General features: G+C 56.6%; 14 protein-coding genes and 1 pseudogene. 7 read left to right on the top strand and 8 right to left on the bottom strand.

Going from position 1 to position 14,618, the window contains the following annotated elements:
• Together HX873_RS25195 and HX873_RS25190 are read right to left on the bottom strand one after the other, a co-directional pair.
• Positions 1-1,307: heavy metal sensor histidine kinase (locus tag HX873_RS25195; RefSeq protein ID WP_177123367.1), on the bottom strand; the 1,307-nt coding region annotated here is incomplete at its 3' end.
• A complete protein-coding gene (locus tag HX873_RS25190; RefSeq protein ID WP_003218936.1) occupies positions 1,307-1,987 on the bottom strand; it encodes a heavy metal response regulator transcription factor in 681 nt (226 codons plus the stop codon). The genes HX873_RS25190 and HX873_RS25195, both read right to left, overlap by 1 nt.
• A gap of 156 nt (positions 1,988-2,143) precedes the next feature.
• On the opposite strand from HX873_RS25190, the gene HX873_RS25185 reads away from it, so the two are divergent.
• Positions 2,144-2,668, top strand: coding sequence for a plastocyanin/azurin family copper-binding protein (locus HX873_RS25185; protein ID WP_003218934.1), 525 nt, complete (start codon positions 2,144-2,146; stop codon positions 2,666-2,668).
• Between the two features lie 57 nt (positions 2,669-2,725).
• Entirely contained in the window at positions 2,726-3,556 is an 831-nt protein-coding gene (queF, locus tag HX873_RS25180) for an NADPH-dependent 7-cyano-7-deazaguanine reductase QueF (protein ID WP_177123366.1), read from the top strand.
• A gap of 126 nt (positions 3,557-3,682) precedes the next feature.
• On the opposite strand, the gene HX873_RS25175 is transcribed toward queF, so the two are convergent.
• A complete protein-coding gene (locus HX873_RS25175; protein WP_008437612.1) occupies positions 3,683-3,949 on the bottom strand; it encodes a DUF4404 family protein in 267 nt (88 codons plus the stop codon).
• Positions 3,950-4,059: 110 nt separating this feature from the next.
• A complete protein-coding gene (locus HX873_RS25170; RefSeq protein WP_008437613.1) occupies positions 4,060-4,671 on the bottom strand; it encodes a hypothetical protein in 612 nt (203 codons plus the stop codon).
• Between the two features lie 195 nt (positions 4,672-4,866).
• On the opposite strand from HX873_RS25170, the gene HX873_RS25165 reads away from it, so the two are divergent.
• The 3 genes from HX873_RS25165 to rssC all read left to right on the top strand — a co-directional run bounded on the left by HX873_RS25165 (position 4,867) and on the right by rssC (position 7,566).
• Entirely contained in the window at positions 4,867-5,556 is a 690-nt protein-coding gene (locus HX873_RS25165) for a VacJ family lipoprotein (RefSeq protein WP_008437615.1), read from the top strand.
• A 346-nt stretch (positions 5,557-5,902) separates the two neighbouring features.
• Positions 5,903-7,084, top strand: a complete 1,182-nt coding sequence (rssB, locus tag HX873_RS25160; RefSeq protein ID WP_003218921.1) for a two-component system response regulator RssB — start codon at positions 5,903-5,905, stop codon at positions 7,082-7,084.
• Positions 7,084-7,566: an anti-sigma factor antagonist RssC gene (rssC, locus tag HX873_RS25155; protein ID WP_003218919.1), complete on the top strand. Its 483-nt coding sequence runs from the start codon at positions 7,084-7,086 to the stop codon at positions 7,564-7,566. Before rssB ends, rssC begins: the two co-directional genes overlap by 1 nt.
• Before the next feature lie 199 nt (positions 7,567-7,765).
• On the opposite strand, the gene tal is transcribed toward rssC, so the two are convergent.
• On the bottom strand, positions 7,766-8,692 hold the full coding sequence (gene tal / locus HX873_RS25150; RefSeq protein WP_008437618.1) for a transaldolase: 927 nt from the start codon (positions 8,690-8,692) through the stop codon (positions 7,766-7,768).
• A gap of 304 nt (positions 8,693-8,996) precedes the next feature.
• Positions 8,997-9,983: a tRNA dihydrouridine(20/20a) synthase DusA gene (gene dusA / locus HX873_RS25145; protein WP_102605632.1), complete on the bottom strand. Its 987-nt coding sequence runs from the start codon at positions 9,981-9,983 to the stop codon at positions 8,997-8,999.
• A gap of 174 nt (positions 9,984-10,157) precedes the next feature.
• Here dusA and HX873_RS25140 point away from each other — a divergent pair.
• Together HX873_RS25140 and HX873_RS25135 are read left to right on the top strand one after the other, a co-directional pair.
• Positions 10,158-10,553: pseudogene (locus HX873_RS25140) on the top strand (terminase); the annotation flags it as partial.
• Positions 10,553-11,605: a phage portal protein gene (locus tag HX873_RS25135; protein WP_177123365.1), complete on the top strand. Its 1,053-nt coding sequence runs from the start codon at positions 10,553-10,555 to the stop codon at positions 11,603-11,605. The pseudogene HX873_RS25140 and the gene HX873_RS25135, both read left to right, overlap by 1 nt.
• 232 nt (positions 11,606-11,837) lie before the next feature.
• On the opposite strand, the gene HX873_RS25130 is transcribed toward HX873_RS25135, so the two are convergent.
• Together HX873_RS25130 and HX873_RS25125 are read right to left on the bottom strand one after the other, a co-directional pair.
• Entirely contained in the window at positions 11,838-12,395 is a 558-nt protein-coding gene (locus HX873_RS25130) for a hypothetical protein (protein WP_177075693.1), read from the bottom strand.
• A gap of 67 nt (positions 12,396-12,462) precedes the next feature.
• The gene (locus HX873_RS25125) at positions 12,463-14,034 is read right to left on the bottom strand and encodes a colicin-like pore-forming protein (RefSeq protein WP_177123364.1); all 1,572 of its coding nucleotides are present in this window, start codon (positions 14,032-14,034) and stop codon (positions 12,463-12,465) included.
• Positions 14,035-14,618 lie beyond the last annotated feature (584 nt).

Here is a 14,618-nt window from a genome sequence, read left to right as displayed (position 1 = left end):
CCCGACTCACAGAAAATCCGCCCCCCATGGGCCCGCACAATCGACTGGGTAATCGCCAAACCCAGCCCCGCATGTTCGCTGCTCCCTTCATGACGCGCCGGATCTGCCCGGTAAAACCGGTCAAACAACCGTGGCAACAATGCCTCGGGAATGCCTTCCCCGGTGTTTTCCACACTCAGCGTCACGCCTTGCATCCCCTCGACAATCCGCACGCTGATTTCGCCACCCGGCGGGGTGAACCGCAACGCGTTATCCAGCAGGTTGGAAATCGCCCGGCGCAACATGCTGCGGTCACCTGAAGTGCTGGCGCTGCCTTCCCGAACCAGCCGCACCTGGACGTCCTCCGCCAGCGGCGCGAAAAACTCCAGCAATGCCTCCACCTCGTCCGCCAGCACCAGGGTTTCGCGCTTGGGCACCAGCAGCCCATGGTCCGCCTTGGCCAGGTACAGCATGTCGTTGACCAACTGCGCCATCCATTGCAGTTCTTCCAGGTTGCTGTGCAGGGCTTCGCGGTAGTCCTCCAGCGCCCGTGGCTGCGTGAGGATGACTTGGGTCTGTGTCAGCAAATTCGACAGTGGCGTGCGCAGTTCATGGGCGATGTCGGCAGAAAACGCCGAAAGGCGCTGGAAGGCATCGTCCAGGCGCCCAAGCATCGCGTTGAAGGACTGGGCGAGTTCCGCCAGTTCGACAGGCATTTGTTCCTGGGGCAGGCGTTGGGTCAGGGAGTGGGCAGAGACGCCGCTGGCGACTTCGCTCATGCGCCTCAGCGGTCGCAACCCGCTGCGGGCGGCCCAGGCGCCGAGCAGGGCGGTGGCCAGGGCGGAAAGGCCGACGGTCAGCCAGATCAGATGCTGCATGCGTTGCAGGAAGTGTTGGTGATGGGTGATGTCGAGCATCAGCGTCAGGCGTGGCGAGTCAGCGTTTCCAGGAATCAGCGGCGCGTTGTACACGCGGTAATCGGTGCCGGCGTTCTGCACGCTGTGCAGGCCAGGCGCCTGGGGCAGGGTGATGCCGGGAGCGCCGTCGAACCAGCGCTGATCGCCGGCGGTGATGCGTAGGGCCAGGTCGGGCTGGCGATTGAGTTCTTCTCGCAGCGTTGTTTCTCGTAAGGCAAATCGTTCTGGCGTGTCGGCACCTTGCAATGTACTGCGCAGCGCTATCAGCTTGCCGTCGAGCAACTGCTGGTCCAGCTCGATAAAGTGCGCCTCGCTGGCATGGTTGAACAGCACGCCGGCCAGCAATGAAACCACGGCGGTACAGCCAGCAAACAGCAGTGCCAGGCGGCTGGCCAGGGAAATCCGTTTCATCAACTGAACCGCTCCTCAAGCACGTAGCCCATGCCGCGTACCGTATGGATCAGCTTGTTGGGAAAGTTGTCGTCGACCTTCAGGCGCAGGCGGCGGATCGCGACTTCGATGATGTTGGTATCGCTGTCGAAGTTCATGTCCCACACCTGGGAGGCGATCAGCGACTTGGGCAGTACTTCGCCCTGGCGGCGCAGCAGCAGTTCCAGCAGGGAAAACTCCTTGGCCGTCAGGTCGATGCGCTGGCCGTCGCGCTCTACCCGGCGGCGGATCAGGTCCATGCGCAGGTCGGCCAGTTGCAGGCTGGTTTCCTGGGGGGGGCTGCTGCCACGGCGCAACAGGCTGCGCACCCGGGCCAGCAGTTCGGAGAAGGCGAAGGGCTTGACGAGGTAATCGTCGGCGCCCAGTTCCAGGCCATGCACCCGGTCTTCCACGGCGTCCCGTGCGGTAAGGAACAGTACCGGCATGTCGAGCCCGGCGTTGCGTACGGCCTGGAGGATCTGCCAGCCATCGCGACCTGGCAGCATCACATCGAGGATCAACAGGTCGTAGTCACCGGTCAGCGCCAGGTGCTGGCCGCTGGTGCCGTCGGCCACCAGCTCGGTGTTGAACCCGGCCTCGGCCAGCCCCTGGCGCAGGTAGTGGCCGGTTTTCGGTTGGTCTTCGACGATCAGCAGTTTCATGGGCGGCTCATGGTTTTACGGGAACACAGACGTTATACCGCGCACATCCGGCAGCAGGCTCAAGCTGACAAAGTTGTAATCTGGCAGTCAGCTGGCTGGCAGCGGCGCGTTCGTAAAGTGTCCCACAGACTGATTCCGAACCTTTGGAGTGTGAGCATGTTTTTACGTAAATCCTGGTTGTTGGCGGGCTGCCTGATGGCGATGAGTCTTCCGGTGCTGGCATCCCCGGCTGAAACCTTCGCCTTCGGTGAGGCCGCGCCCGCCGCCAAGGCCACGCGCACCGTGGAAGTGGTACTGCAGGATATTTCCTTTTCGCCCAAGGCTATTGATGTAAAAGCCGGTGAGACTGTGCGCTTTGTGCTGGTCAACAAAGGCCAGTTGCTTCATGAATTCAACCTTGGCGATGCCGCCATGCACGCAGCGCATCAGAAAGAGATGCTGCAGATGCAGGCCAGCGGCATGCTGACGGCGACCGGCATGGGCAAAATGGACCACAGTGCGATGGGGCATGGTGATATGGCAGGCATGAAGCACGACGACCCCAACAGCGTGTTGGTAGAGCCAGGCAAGACCGCCGAGCTGACCTGGACCTTCACCAAGGCCACCGGCTTGGAGTTTGCCTGCAACATTCCGGGGCATTACCAGGCGGGCATGGTCGGCAAGCTGACCGTCAGCCAGTAAGCCATTGACGGGCAAAGGCGGGTAGAATGGCGGCGTTTATTTAGCCAGGTTTCCGCCATGCATCCCGCAGCCGAACATTCGCCGCTGGGCAAGTCCAGTGAATACATCTCCACCTACACCCCGTCGTTGCTGTTCCCGATTCCTCGCGCCGCCAAGTGGGCCGAGCTGGGCCTGAGTGCCGAGACCCTGCCGTATAAAGGCGTGGATTTCTGGAACTGCTTCGAACTGTCCTGGCTGCTGCCATCCGGCAAACCCGTGGTGGCCATCGGTGAATTCAGTATCCCGGCCGACTCGCCGAACATCATCGAGTCGAAGTCGTTCAAGTTGTACCTCAACTCGCTGAACCAAACCGCGTTTGCCGATGTGCAAAGCCTTGAAGCGACTTTGCGCACCGACCTGAGTGCCGCGGCCGGCAAGCCGGTTGGCGTGCGCATCCGCAGCCTGGGCGAGGTTGAAGCCGAAGGCGTGGTCGCGTTGCCGGGTGTGTGCATTGATGACCTGGACATTACCGTCAGCAACTACGAGCACCCGCGCCCGGAACTGTTGCGTTGCGACGATTCGCGCGTGGTGGAGGAGAGCATCCACAGCCATCTGCTCAAGTCCAACTGCCCGGTGACCAGCCAGCCTGACTGGGGCAGTGTGGCGGTGGAGTACCGCGGCGCGGCGCTGGATCATGCCAGCCTGCTGGAATACCTGGTGAGCTTCCGCCAGCACTCGGACTTCCATGAACAGTGCGTGGAGCGGATCTTTCTCGACCTGCAGCGCTTGCTCAAGCCGGAGAAACTGACGGTGTATGCGCGCTATGTGCGGCGTGGCGGGCTCGATATCAACCCGTACCGCAGTACGGAAGATCTGCAGTTCCAGAACCTGCGCCTGGCTCGACAGTAGCCTTCACCCAAAATAAATGTGGGAGCGGGCTTGCTCGCGAAAGCGGTGTATCAGCCAGCATATGTATCAGCTGACGGACCGCATTCGCGAGCAAGCCCGCTCCCACATTTGATAGGTGTCCGACTATTAGATCCCGATGTTGCCCAGGGTCACCACAATATTGCGCAAGGTCCCGGCAATGCCCGGGTGCTCCAGTTCGAAGCGTTCTACCGCCAGGTTCACACCATCGGCGATGCTTGGATCCTGAATGGCACCTTCCAGTGGCTCCTGAACTTCCAGTTCAGCAATCAAATCTCGCAGCTCTTCGCGCTGTTCGAGGGGCATTTCTGGATTCTGATCCAATTGCTCGCGCAAAATTTTGACCTGTTCTTGCAGTTGTTCGCGGGCAGGCATGGCGTTCTTCCTTTTATCGATAGGCACTGACATAGACCGCGGCACGCCGGGAAAGGTCTATGGGCTGACCTGTAGATTAATCCACTGGCGCCGACTGTGCATGATCTCGATCAGGGCTTCTCGCCCTTAAGCTGGCGCAGACTGATGTCGGCCAGGCAGGTCTGCAGTTCGCCCAGGTGGTCAATCACCGAATGCACGCCCAGGCCATAGAGTGCGACAGTGGCTTTGGCGCGCTTATGCTCGCGTTCCTTCTCGGTGAGTGCTTGCCATTGCTGCGGCGAAAGCCCGCACAGTGAGCCACAGGACGCCAGGCCGATGGTCCACAGCCCGGCATTGAGCCCCGATTGCAGCAGGCGTGGCTCGCCGCTGACCAGGACGCAGCCTTCCAGGCGTTCGATATTCAGTTCCATCAGGGCCTGCCAGCAGGCGTGAGGCGCCGGCCAGCGGGTGGAGGAGGGCTTGGCAGCCTTGATCCAGCGGGGTAGCCCGGCGGCCAGCGGTGTGGAAACCGACGCCGGCAACTCGTCCAGCCATGCACAAGGGACGCGCTGTTCTTCGAGGCTGCGCAGGATCTTCAGGGCGCCGACAGTGGCATGGGTATCGCTGGAAGGCGCGGAATCGGCGCGGGCCTGGGAACCAAAGTCCACCAGGCAGCCACTAAGCCCGAACAGTACGGCCGTCAAGGACGGGGTGCTGGCACTAACAATCTCGGCGTGTGGCATTTCGACGTCCCTGAAATAGCAGTGACGCTACCGGACTTGGGTGACAAGCAAGTTACACCCGCAGCAATTGTAGGAATTTTGTGCATTTGCTGAATGACATTTCTGCAAGGCTGCCTAATCTGACACTTCCGTCATATACTGACGGCCTCATTCAGGGCATAGCGCCCATGACAGACCATTCAAGGAGTTCAAGCTATGCGCTGGAGCCAATGTCTAGCTCAGCTGTCCGTATGTGCGAGTATTTTGCTGGTTCCTTTCGTAGCCCAGGCGGCCTCGGAAGATGATCCATGGGAAAGCGTCAACCGCCCGATCTTCACCTTCAACGATACCGTTGATACCTATGCCCTCAAGCCATTGGCTCAAGGCTATCAGTTCGTGACCCCGCAGTTCGTGCAGGACGGGATCCACAACTTCTTCCGCAACATCGGCGACGTCGGCAACTTTGCCAACGACGTGCTGCAACTCAAGCCCCACGCTGCAGGCGTCGACACTGCTCGCTTGCTGATGAACACCACGTTCGGCGTGCTGGGTTTTGTTGATGTCGGCACCAAAATGGGGCTGCAACGCAACGACGAAGACTTCGGCCAGACTCTCGGCTACTGGGGCGTCGACAGCGGTCCTTACGTGATGCTGCCACTGCTGGGCCCAAGCACCCTGCGTGACGCGCCGTCCAAATACGTGGACAGCTACACCCAGCCGTACCGCTACATGAACGATATCGGCTGGCGCAACAGCACCTTCGGCCTGAATATCGTCGACACGCGTGCCAGCCTGCTGTCCTCCGAGAAGCTGATCAGCGGCGACAAATACACCTTCATCCGCAACGCCTACTTGCAGAACCGCGAGTTCAAGGTCAAGGATGGCAAGGTTGTAGACGACTTTTAAGCCCCAGGCTTGAAAGAAGAAGGCGGCCCTCGGGTCGCCTTTTTTGTGGGCGGCATTCGAGGTTTATCCGTGGGTTACGTGCTTACTTTAAGTCGCGGTTTTATGCGTTCTTATAACTACTGGTGATTTGCGATGTAAAGACGCCCGGCGACCATCGCCGTGAGCTTGAAACCCCTGGCGGATGGGAGTACCGTCTGCGCCTTAGAAGGGCACCTCTGCTTTACCTTTGTGCGTCGGCAATAACTCGGCGTTTTGTAGGACAGAGAGGCTAGAAAGCGAATCCAGTAGTAAGCCCGGCCATTGTCGAGCTGCCTACGCCAACCTAATTCTGGCGCCGTTTGCCCACATGCAGAAAACCAGTGCCACGCTGCTGATAATCGATGACGACGAAGTAGTGCGCGCGAGTCTTGCGGCCTATTTGGAAGACAGTGGCTTCAGCGTCCTGCAGGCCAGCAACGGCCTCCAGGGTCTTCAGGTATTCGAGCGCGACAAGCCCGACCTTGTGATCTGCGACCTGCGCATGCCCCAGGTGGGCGGCCTTGAGCTGATCCGCCAGGTAACCGACATCGCCCCGCAGACGCCGGTGATTGTCGTGTCCGGTGCCGGCGTGATGAACGATGCCGTCGAGGCCTTGCGCCTCGGCGCTGCCGACTACCTGATCAAGCCCCTGGAAGACCTGGCTGTGCTGGAGCACTCGGTGCGTCGTGCCCTGGATCGTGCACGGCTGCTGCTGGAAAACCAGCGTTACCGTGAAAAGCTCGAAACCGCCAACCGCGAACTCGAAGCCAGCCTGAACCTGCTCCAGGAAGACCAGAACGCCGGTCGCCAGGTGCAGATGAACATGCTGCCGGTGAGCCCGTGGAGCATCGACGAGTTCAAGTTTGCCCACCAGATCATCCCGTCGCTGTACCTGTCGGGTGATTTCGTCGACTACTTCCGCGTTGATGAGCGGCGTGTCGCGTTCTACCTGGCCGACGTTTCCGGCCACGGCGCCTCCTCCGCATTCGTGACCGTGTTGTTGAAGTTCATGACTACACGGCTGTTGTTCGAGTCCAAGCGCAATGGCACCTTGCCGGAGTTCACCCCTTCGCAAGTGCTGGGCCACATCAACCGGGGCCTGATCAGCTGCAAGCTGGGCAAGCACGTGACGATGGTCGGCGGCGTGATTGATGAAGAAACAGGTCTTTTGACCTACAGCATTGGCGGTCACCTGCCATTGCCGGTTTTATACACTCCAGACAGTGTGCGCTACCTGGAAGGGCGTGGTTTGCCGGTTGGCTTGTTCAATGAAGCCACCTACGAAGACCACATCCTGGAATTGCCGCCGACGTTCAGCCTGACGCTGATGTCCGACGGTATCCTGGACCTTTTGCCAGAGCCTACACTCAAAGAGAAAGAAGCCGCCTTGCCCCAACGGGTCAGGTCGGCGGGCGGCAGCCTGGATGGCCTGCGGCAGGTTTTTGGATTGGCCACGCTAGGGGAGATGCCGGATGATATCGCCCTATTGGTGTTGAGCAGGAATCTTTGATGAGTACCGGAAGAATCCAATTCGCCGAGCAAGACGGGACTTTTGTCCTGAAGTTTGTCGGTGAAGTGCGCCTGACCTTGTGTTCGGCGCTGGATGCGACGATTGAGCGGATCTTCACAGCCTTGAATTTCTCGGCGATCGTGATCGATCTGACCGAAACCCGCAGCATCGATAGCACCACCCTTGGGCTGTTGGCCAAGTTGTCCATTCTGTCTCGGCAGAAGGTCGGACTGCTGCCGACCGTCGTCACCACCCACGAAGACATCACCCGTCTGTTGCAGTCCATGGGCTTCGATCAAGTGTTCAACATCGTTGACCGCCCGATCCCGTGCCCGGAATGCCTGACCGACCTGCCGTCCCAGGACCAGTCCGAGGAAGTGGTACGGGTCAAGGTACTGGAAGCCCACAAGATCCTGATGGGCTTGAACGACTCCAACCGCGAGGCGTTCCACGACCTGGTGAATGCGCTGGAGCGGCACTAATTTCCAGCTGAAACACTATCAAAGTGTGGGAGGGGGCTGGCTCCCGAAAGCGGCGGGTCAGTAGTGAATGTAGCGACTGACGCCCTGTATTCGGGAGCAAGCCCCCTCCCACATTTTTTACTGAGTTCGGCTCGAAATCGGCTAATACAAAAAAAGGGCGGCACCCTCACAGGTGCCGCCCTTTTTGTCGCCGCCGTTTTTAGAGCTTGGCGGTCAACAGCGCTTCGAGTTTTTCCTGGTCGCGGGCGAACTGACGAATGCCCTCGGCCAGTTTCTCGGTGGCCATTGCATCTTCGTTGGATTCCCAACGGAACTGCGCTTCGGTCAAGTGCACCCGAGCTTCGCCCGCATGGCCTGGCGACAATTTGCGTTCCAGCTTGCCGTTGTCGGCTGCGAGTTTTTCCAGCAGGTCCGGGCTGATGGTCAGGCGGTCGCAACCGGCCAACTCTTCGATCTGGCTCAGGTTACGGAAGCTCGCACCCATCACCACGGTCTTGTAGCCATTGGCCTTGTAGTAGTTGTAGATGCGCGTCACCGACTGCACGCCCGGATCCTCGGAGCCGGTGTAATCGTTACCGTTGGCCTTCTTGTACCAGTCGTAGATACGGCCCACGAACGGCGAAATCAGGAACACGCCGGCTTCGGCGCAAGCCACGGCCTGGGCGAAGGAGAACAGCAGCGTCAGGTTGGTCTGGATGCCTTCCTTTTCCAGCTGCTCGGCGGCGCGGATGCCTTCCCAGGTGGAAGCGATCTTGATCAGCACGCGGTCACGGCCAATGCCGGCCTTGTCGTACAGGTCGATCAGGCGATGGGCGCGCTTGAGTACCGCGTCGGTATCGAACGACAAGCGGGCATCCACCTCGGTGGAAATGCGGCCGGGCACCACTTTCAGGATTTCCTGGCCGACGGCTACCGCAAAACGGTCGCTGGCCAGGCCTACATCGCCGTTGCAGTCGGCAACAGCCTCGTCCAGCAGCTTGGCATAGCCTGGGATCGACGCGGCCTTGAGCAGCAGGGAAGGGTTGGTAGTGGCGTCTTGCGGCTTGAGCTTGGCGAGGGTAGAAAAATCGCCGGTATCGGCTACTACAGTGGTGAATTGCTTGAGTTGTTCCAGCTTGGAAGTCATGGGCGTGCTCTGTCCTGTGGGTCTGATGACATTACCCGAGCGCTGACAGCCGCTCAAGGGCGCAAATGCATTCGATCGTTTGCGAGGGCAACAACCTGAAAACAGCCGTTTGAATCACCGGCCAATGCTCAATAGGAGGCCAAAACAGCCAGCAGGTTCAACCCAACTGCCCGATGACCACCCGATCAAACGGTGGGAGCAGCCTTGCCCCATCTTCCTGACATCCCCCCCCATCCAAATGTGGGAGCGGGCTTGCTCGCGAAGGCGTCGTGTCAGCCACCCAATAAACCCACTGACACCCAAATCACCGCCCCTCCAACAACTCCCCGGCCATATCCAGCAACGCCAGCGGATCACTGGCCTTATGAATATCCACCGACAACAACTGCCGAAACTTCCGCGCCCCCGGGAAACCCGTCCCCAGCCCCAGCGCGTGGCGCGTGATGTGATGCATCGAGCCACCTGTCGCCAGGTGTTCGGCAATATAAGGACGCAACTGCGCCAACGCCTCGGCACGGGTGATCACAGGTGCCGTGCTGCCAAACAGCTGCTGATCCACCTCGGCCAGCAAATACGGATTGTGATAAGCCTCGCGGCCCAGCATCACGCCATCGAAGGTCTGCAGATGCTCCTGGCACTGTTCGAGGGTCTTGATGCCGCCGTTGAGGATGATCTCCAGTTCAGGGAAATCCTGCTTCAACTGGGCGGCAACGTCGTAGCGCAAGGGCGGGATGTCCCGATTTTCCTTCGGTGACAGCCCTTCCAGAATGGCGATTCGCGCATGCACGGTAAAACTGGTGCAGCCCGCGTCCTTCACTTGGCCAACGAAATCGCACAGCTCGGCGTAACTGTCCCGGCCGTTGATGCCGATGCGGTGCTTAACCGTTACCGGGATCGAGACGGCGTCCTGCATTGCCTTAACGCAATCCGCCACCAAGGCCGGGTGGGCCATCAGGATCGCGCCGATCATGTTGTTTTGCACCCGGTCGCTGGGGCAGCCGACGTTGAGGTTCACCTCGTCGTAACCGGCGTCCTGGGCCATGCGGGCGCAAGCGGCCAGGTCCGCGGGGACGCTACCGCCCAACTGCAAGGCGAGTGGATGCTCGGCCTCGTTATGGCGCAGGAAGCGTTCGTGGTCGCCGTGGAGGATTGCGCCGGTGGTGACCATCTCGGTGTAGAGGAGGGCGTTTTTGGACAGCAGGCGCAGGAAGTACCTGCAGTGCCTGTCAGTCCAATCCATCATCGGGGCGACGGAGAAGCGGCGGGAGAGTGGAGCGGTTTGTAGGGGCATTGGAGATCTGAGTCAACGAGGCGAATGGTGTGCAGTTTATCAGGGAAGCATCGCGGGTGTCGGGGAGGTGTGTGATGCGCTCCTGACCATGTCGCACGTAACGTTAACGCGTGTGAAATATGCCGAGGATCAGAAGCCGACCATTGCGTCATATATCGTGGTCTTACCCCGATATCCGTTCGCCAGGTCACCAGACGCTACTGGGTGACCTACATCGGGATTGATATCACCGGCATGGGCTCCGGCGTGGCGCAGCTGGTGAAGCAGTTCTTCCCGAACATCACCACGTTCAGCTACTCGCCCGAAGTCAAAACCCGCCTGGTGCTGAAGGCTTATGACGTCATCAAAAACGGCCGTCTGGAGTTCGATGCAGGCTGGACGGATATGGCGCAATCATTGATGGCTATCCGCAAAACAATCACCGCCTCCGGGCGCATGTTCACTTACACGGCCGGTCGCACAGACGAAACGGGCCATGCCGACCTGGCGTGGGCGCTGTTCCACGCACTGCACAACGAACCCCTTGAAGGGCAGACCACGGCGAACACCGGATTTATGGAGTCCTACTGATGAGCAGACGTAAGCGCGGTACCCAGCTGGCCACCGCTCAGCCACCCGTTGAAGGGGATTTGCTGCCGCCTGAGTCCGGGCCGGTTGAAGCGTTCACTTTCGGTGATCCCGCTCCCGTGTTGGATAGCCGGGAGATCCTCGACTACCTGGAGTGCTGGGCCAACGGCCGTTGGTTTGAAACACCGATGTCCATGGACGGCCTGGCGAAAACGACCCGGGCCAGCGTGTACCTCCAGTCGGGGCTGAACTTCAAGCGCAACATGCTTGCCCGCACGTTCGTTCCCCACCGGCTGTTGAGTCGCCAAGCCTTTGAGCAGTTCGCCCTGGACTGGCTCTGGTGTGGCAACTGCTACCTGGAAAAGCGCAACAACATGCTCCGCAACACCATGGGCCTGCTGCCTCCACTGGCGAAGTACATGCGCCGGGGTGTGGACATGGAGACCTATTACCAGGTGCGTGGCTGGAAGGACGAACATGAATTTGCCCCCGGTTCGATCTGCCACTTGCGCGAGGCCGATATCAACCAGGAAATCTACGGCCTGCCGGAGTGGCTGGCAGCGCTGCAAAGCGCACTGCTCAACGAGAGCGCCACGCTGTTCCGGCGCAAGTACTACAACAACGGCAGCCATGCCGGTTTCATTCTGTACATGACCGACGCGGCGCAGAAGGAAGAGGACATCGACTCACTGCGCACCGCACTGAAGAACTCGAAAGGGCCAGGCAACTTTCGCAACCTGTTTGTGTACGCGCCGGCAGGCAAGAAAGACGGCATTCAGCTCATCCCGGTGAGCGAGGTTGCGGCCAAGGACGAATTCAGCTCGATCAAAAACATCAGCCGTGACGATCTGCTCGCGGCGTTGCGCATTCCACCGCAGTTGATGGGCATCGTGCCGCAGAACGCGGGCGGTTTTGGGTCGTTGCGGGAGGCTGCTGAGGTTTGGGCGGTCAACGAGCTGGAGCCGTTGCAGGCGAGGCTGGCCCAGGTCAACGAGTGGCTGGGTGAAGAGGTTGTCAGGTTCAAGGAGTTTGAGCTTCCTACGGGAGGAAAATAAGCATGGCATAGTTCTAACGTGGGGTTGAGGTGGCATTGTTCGTTCGGAGTACCGACGAAGATAAGCCGAAAAGGTGAACAGTCAGAATTGTTTAGCAAAACCACGCGATAATGCAAAGGGGACTACTGCCGACAGGACGAAATTTTAGAGGTGCTCTATCTAAACGGCGCCAAAGGAGCGATTCTTGAAAGTTAAATGGTCGGAATCTTCATTCGACCATTTAATCTTCGAGTCATTGCTTTTGTTTTTGACGCTTCAATAATAGTTGTGGAATGAAATAGAATGCGGAGTAAGCAATGATCGGGAAACAATGAAAAACAAGTAGAATGCCGGAAGAAAATAGTGCGTAGGGAATAATGTGCCTACCTAAGAATCCCCATTTTTGAGTGAGAGTTCCTAGATCGGTTTCCTGCATGTAAAAAGCATAGATGGCAAAAAAAATAAAAGCAGTAATTGAAATTAATATTGCGGAGTATTTCGCGATAGTCATGCTTTCGTATTGGTCAGGGTCAATTATCATGGTTTTGCGAATTTTTATAAAGGTTATAATGGAAAATAGTGGGCCAAAAATACTGATGTAGTTTGTAATCAGCTTAGAGCTAAATGCAGAGCTGGATGTCCAGAATCCCACAAGTCCAAGTAGTTTTTCATTTAGGAAGGTGTCCAACTCCAAATGAAAATTTGTTTCGGGGTTTGTTGGTAGTAAAAATGCAATAATAAAAATTGGGATTATCGTGAGCACGATAAATGCGTATGGCATTTTGATTAATTGTTTAGTTTTTTTGGTCATTGATTTTATATGCCGAGATTGTAAATAGATGGCGCCTTGCCAAATTTCCTAGCAAGGCGCCATCGTATCAGTTAAGAACCAAGTTGTTAATGTTATCTACAGATTTAGCATTGAATAGTGACGCTATGGCAGCCATTAGAACGGCTACCACTACCACTCCAACCGCTGTGCTACTCCACACAGGAGCCGTTAACGCGAAGATCACGGCAAGCAAGGCACCTACGCCGATGCCTAGCGCCATGGCCTCAAGCTCCAGCATTAGCGGTTTCCAAGAGCCAGTTTCAAAACCAACTACAGCCGCTTCTCGAACGGAATTTGCTTGAGAAATGTAGCCTACAACACCAAACGCCTTACCTAGGCGAGTAACGTTGTCTGCAAAAGTCGCCTTGTCTAAAGCCTTGAGCGTATCAACGACAGCTTTTGTATCTCGTGCACTCAGCCTTGTATTTGGATTGGCTCTAACCTTCTCGAACGCTGTCATTGCATCATTGTAGCTGCGAATTTTACTGCCTGAGATGTTCTCTTGCATCTCGAGAGCAATTTTGCTCATGTTTGCGCCATACTTTTGGAGAATGCGTTCACCAGTTGCCGCAGCAAAATTTACAGAGTCGATGTAGTTTTGCTTTTGTTTCTCTTCGCGTTCCCTCTCTTCAGCATCTTTTGCTCGCGCTGACAATTCTTTAAAGGCGTTTGCCGTATTGGTTAGTTGTCGCACTGTTTCTGAATGAAGAAGCGAATCATGATAGTCGGCCCAACGCTTCCCTAGCTCAGTGTTTGTTTGCAAGTCAACCAACTTATGAAGAGCTTCCAGTTCTGGTTTGGACATTGGGGACTTAATGTGAGGACTGTCACGATTTACCGACTTGTATGGTCCGATGGCTGCTGTTTCAAGCTTTATTTTGGCCTCTATTACTTTCAGGTAGTTTTGTAGCGCTTGCGAGTGTGTTGTACCTTCTAAAGATGGTACGGACTTCACAATATGTTCCTGAAGGAAATACGGGAGTAACTGAATCTGAAAGTCCTTTTCGGTATCAATGACAGATAGGCTATTTCCAACCCAAGACGCGGTTTGATCTTGCGCAGAGTTTGGAGCTATTTTAGCTTGGTCGATTTTTTTGGCCAGAAGTGGGAGTTGGTTCACCAAAATGTTATTTTCTAACGAAATTCGCTTTAGTTCCAGGGCTGCTCTATAGGCTGAATCAATCTCCGCAAGAGCTTCGTTAAACTTTGCGGCATGCACCCCCTCATAGATTTTCCGAAATGGCAAATCAACCATCAAGAATAGGGGGTTCAATCCGTAAAGAGCATGCGCTGCTGGGACCTTAGCTTGATACTCATCATTTTTCGATTTAATAACTTTAACAGTTGTTTCGAGATTTTTTTGAGCTTCGTTGATTGGGGAAAGTAAGAGGCCGCCTCGAGCCACCATTTGTTTTTGCTCGATTTCTTTTTTTACTGATTCTGAAAGTTTGTTGAAAACACCAGCATATTCCTCATCAATAACGACTTTCAGGTACTCGTGTTCTCCTACAAAATCATCCCACATGAATGGGGTGAGTGGGTTGAGTTTACCTGAACCCGTCCCCTCCCCCCGACGGGGACCGTCATTCAGTCCCCAAGCCACATTACCCATATACATAGACGTCATCGTGGGTAGGTGACCGGTGATTGGAATTGGACCCAGTAAATATGAGCTCGGACCAGTTTTGATGTGTGGGCCTAAGTACGTTCCAGTGCTAGACATATAAATCCCTTTATTTTGTTGGTAGTGAGTGTGACTGCTTAGAATTAAGCAGTCGCAATACTGTATGCATGAACAGTATTTATGGCAATATCTAACTGATAACTATTCGTATCAAATTATTTCATCCCGATAAGCTCGTTCGTACCTGGCGCGCGCCGTCGTCCCCCCACCACGCCTGCGGGCTAAATGGGTCTCTTTTTCTGCACTTCTGCGGCCCCCTCGCGGCGGCCCAGGCTGGGTGCTTGGCTGGTGTTTTGGAGAGGGCAAAAGCCTGCGGAACCCTGCGAAGGTGCATATTTTTCGCAAGGCTTAAAAGCACGCACGGACAGCTGAATTCAGTAGGTGCCTCGGGAAAAGGGTTAGTTTTTTTTTGAGGGGGGTGTTGTGAGTTGGAAGGCCCGTATTTGTTGGGCTTGAGACATAACTTTGATGGGTTAGGTTGGGTTAGGTTAAAAGTTAGGTGTTCATAAGTATATGTT

The organism is Pseudomonas sp. P7758 (genome assembly GCF_013386485.1).
GTDB lineage: Bacteria > Pseudomonadota > Gammaproteobacteria > Pseudomonadales > Pseudomonadaceae > Aquipseudomonas.
Note: the sequence above shows the minus strand (reverse complement) of the source record. Positions and strands in the feature narration are given on the sequence as shown.

Bases quoted from the DNA above. Each gene is read 5' to 3' on its own strand.
- HX873_RS25170 (WP_008437613.1), bottom strand. From the start codon at position 4,671: ATGCCACACGCCGAGATTGTTAGTGCCAGCACCCCGTCCTTGACGGCC.
- HX873_RS25165 (WP_008437615.1), top strand. From the start codon at position 4,867: ATGCGCTGGAGCCAATGTCTAGCTCAGCTGTCCGTATGTGCGAGTATT.
- HX873_RS25190 (WP_003218936.1), bottom strand. From the start codon at position 1,987: ATGAAACTGCTGATCGTCGAAGACCAACCGAAAACCGGCCACTACCTG.
- HX873_RS25185 (WP_003218934.1), top strand. From the start codon at position 2,144: ATGTTTTTACGTAAATCCTGGTTGTTGGCGGGCTGCCTGATGGCGATG.
- rssC (WP_003218919.1), top strand. From the start codon at position 7,084: ATGAGTACCGGAAGAATCCAATTCGCCGAGCAAGACGGGACTTTTGTC.
- rssB (WP_003218921.1), top strand. From the start codon at position 5,903: ATGCAGAAAACCAGTGCCACGCTGCTGATAATCGATGACGACGAAGTA.
- HX873_RS25130 (WP_177075693.1), bottom strand. From the start codon at position 12,395: ATGACCAAAAAAACTAAACAATTAATCAAAATGCCATACGCATTTATC.
- dusA (WP_102605632.1), bottom strand. From the start codon at position 9,983: ATGCCCCTACAAACCGCTCCACTCTCCCGCCGCTTCTCCGTCGCCCCG.
- HX873_RS25175 (WP_008437612.1), bottom strand. From the start codon at position 3,949: ATGCCTGCCCGCGAACAACTGCAAGAACAGGTCAAAATTTTGCGCGAG.
- HX873_RS25135 (WP_177123365.1), top strand. From the start codon at position 10,553: ATGAGCAGACGTAAGCGCGGTACCCAGCTGGCCACCGCTCAGCCACCC.
- queF (WP_177123366.1), top strand. From the start codon at position 2,726: ATGCATCCCGCAGCCGAACATTCGCCGCTGGGCAAGTCCAGTGAATAC.
- tal (WP_008437618.1), bottom strand. From the start codon at position 8,692: ATGACTTCCAAGCTGGAACAACTCAAGCAATTCACCACTGTAGTAGCC.
- HX873_RS25125 (WP_177123364.1), bottom strand. From the start codon at position 14,034: ATGTATATGGGTAATGTGGCTTGGGGACTGAATGACGGTCCCCGTCGG.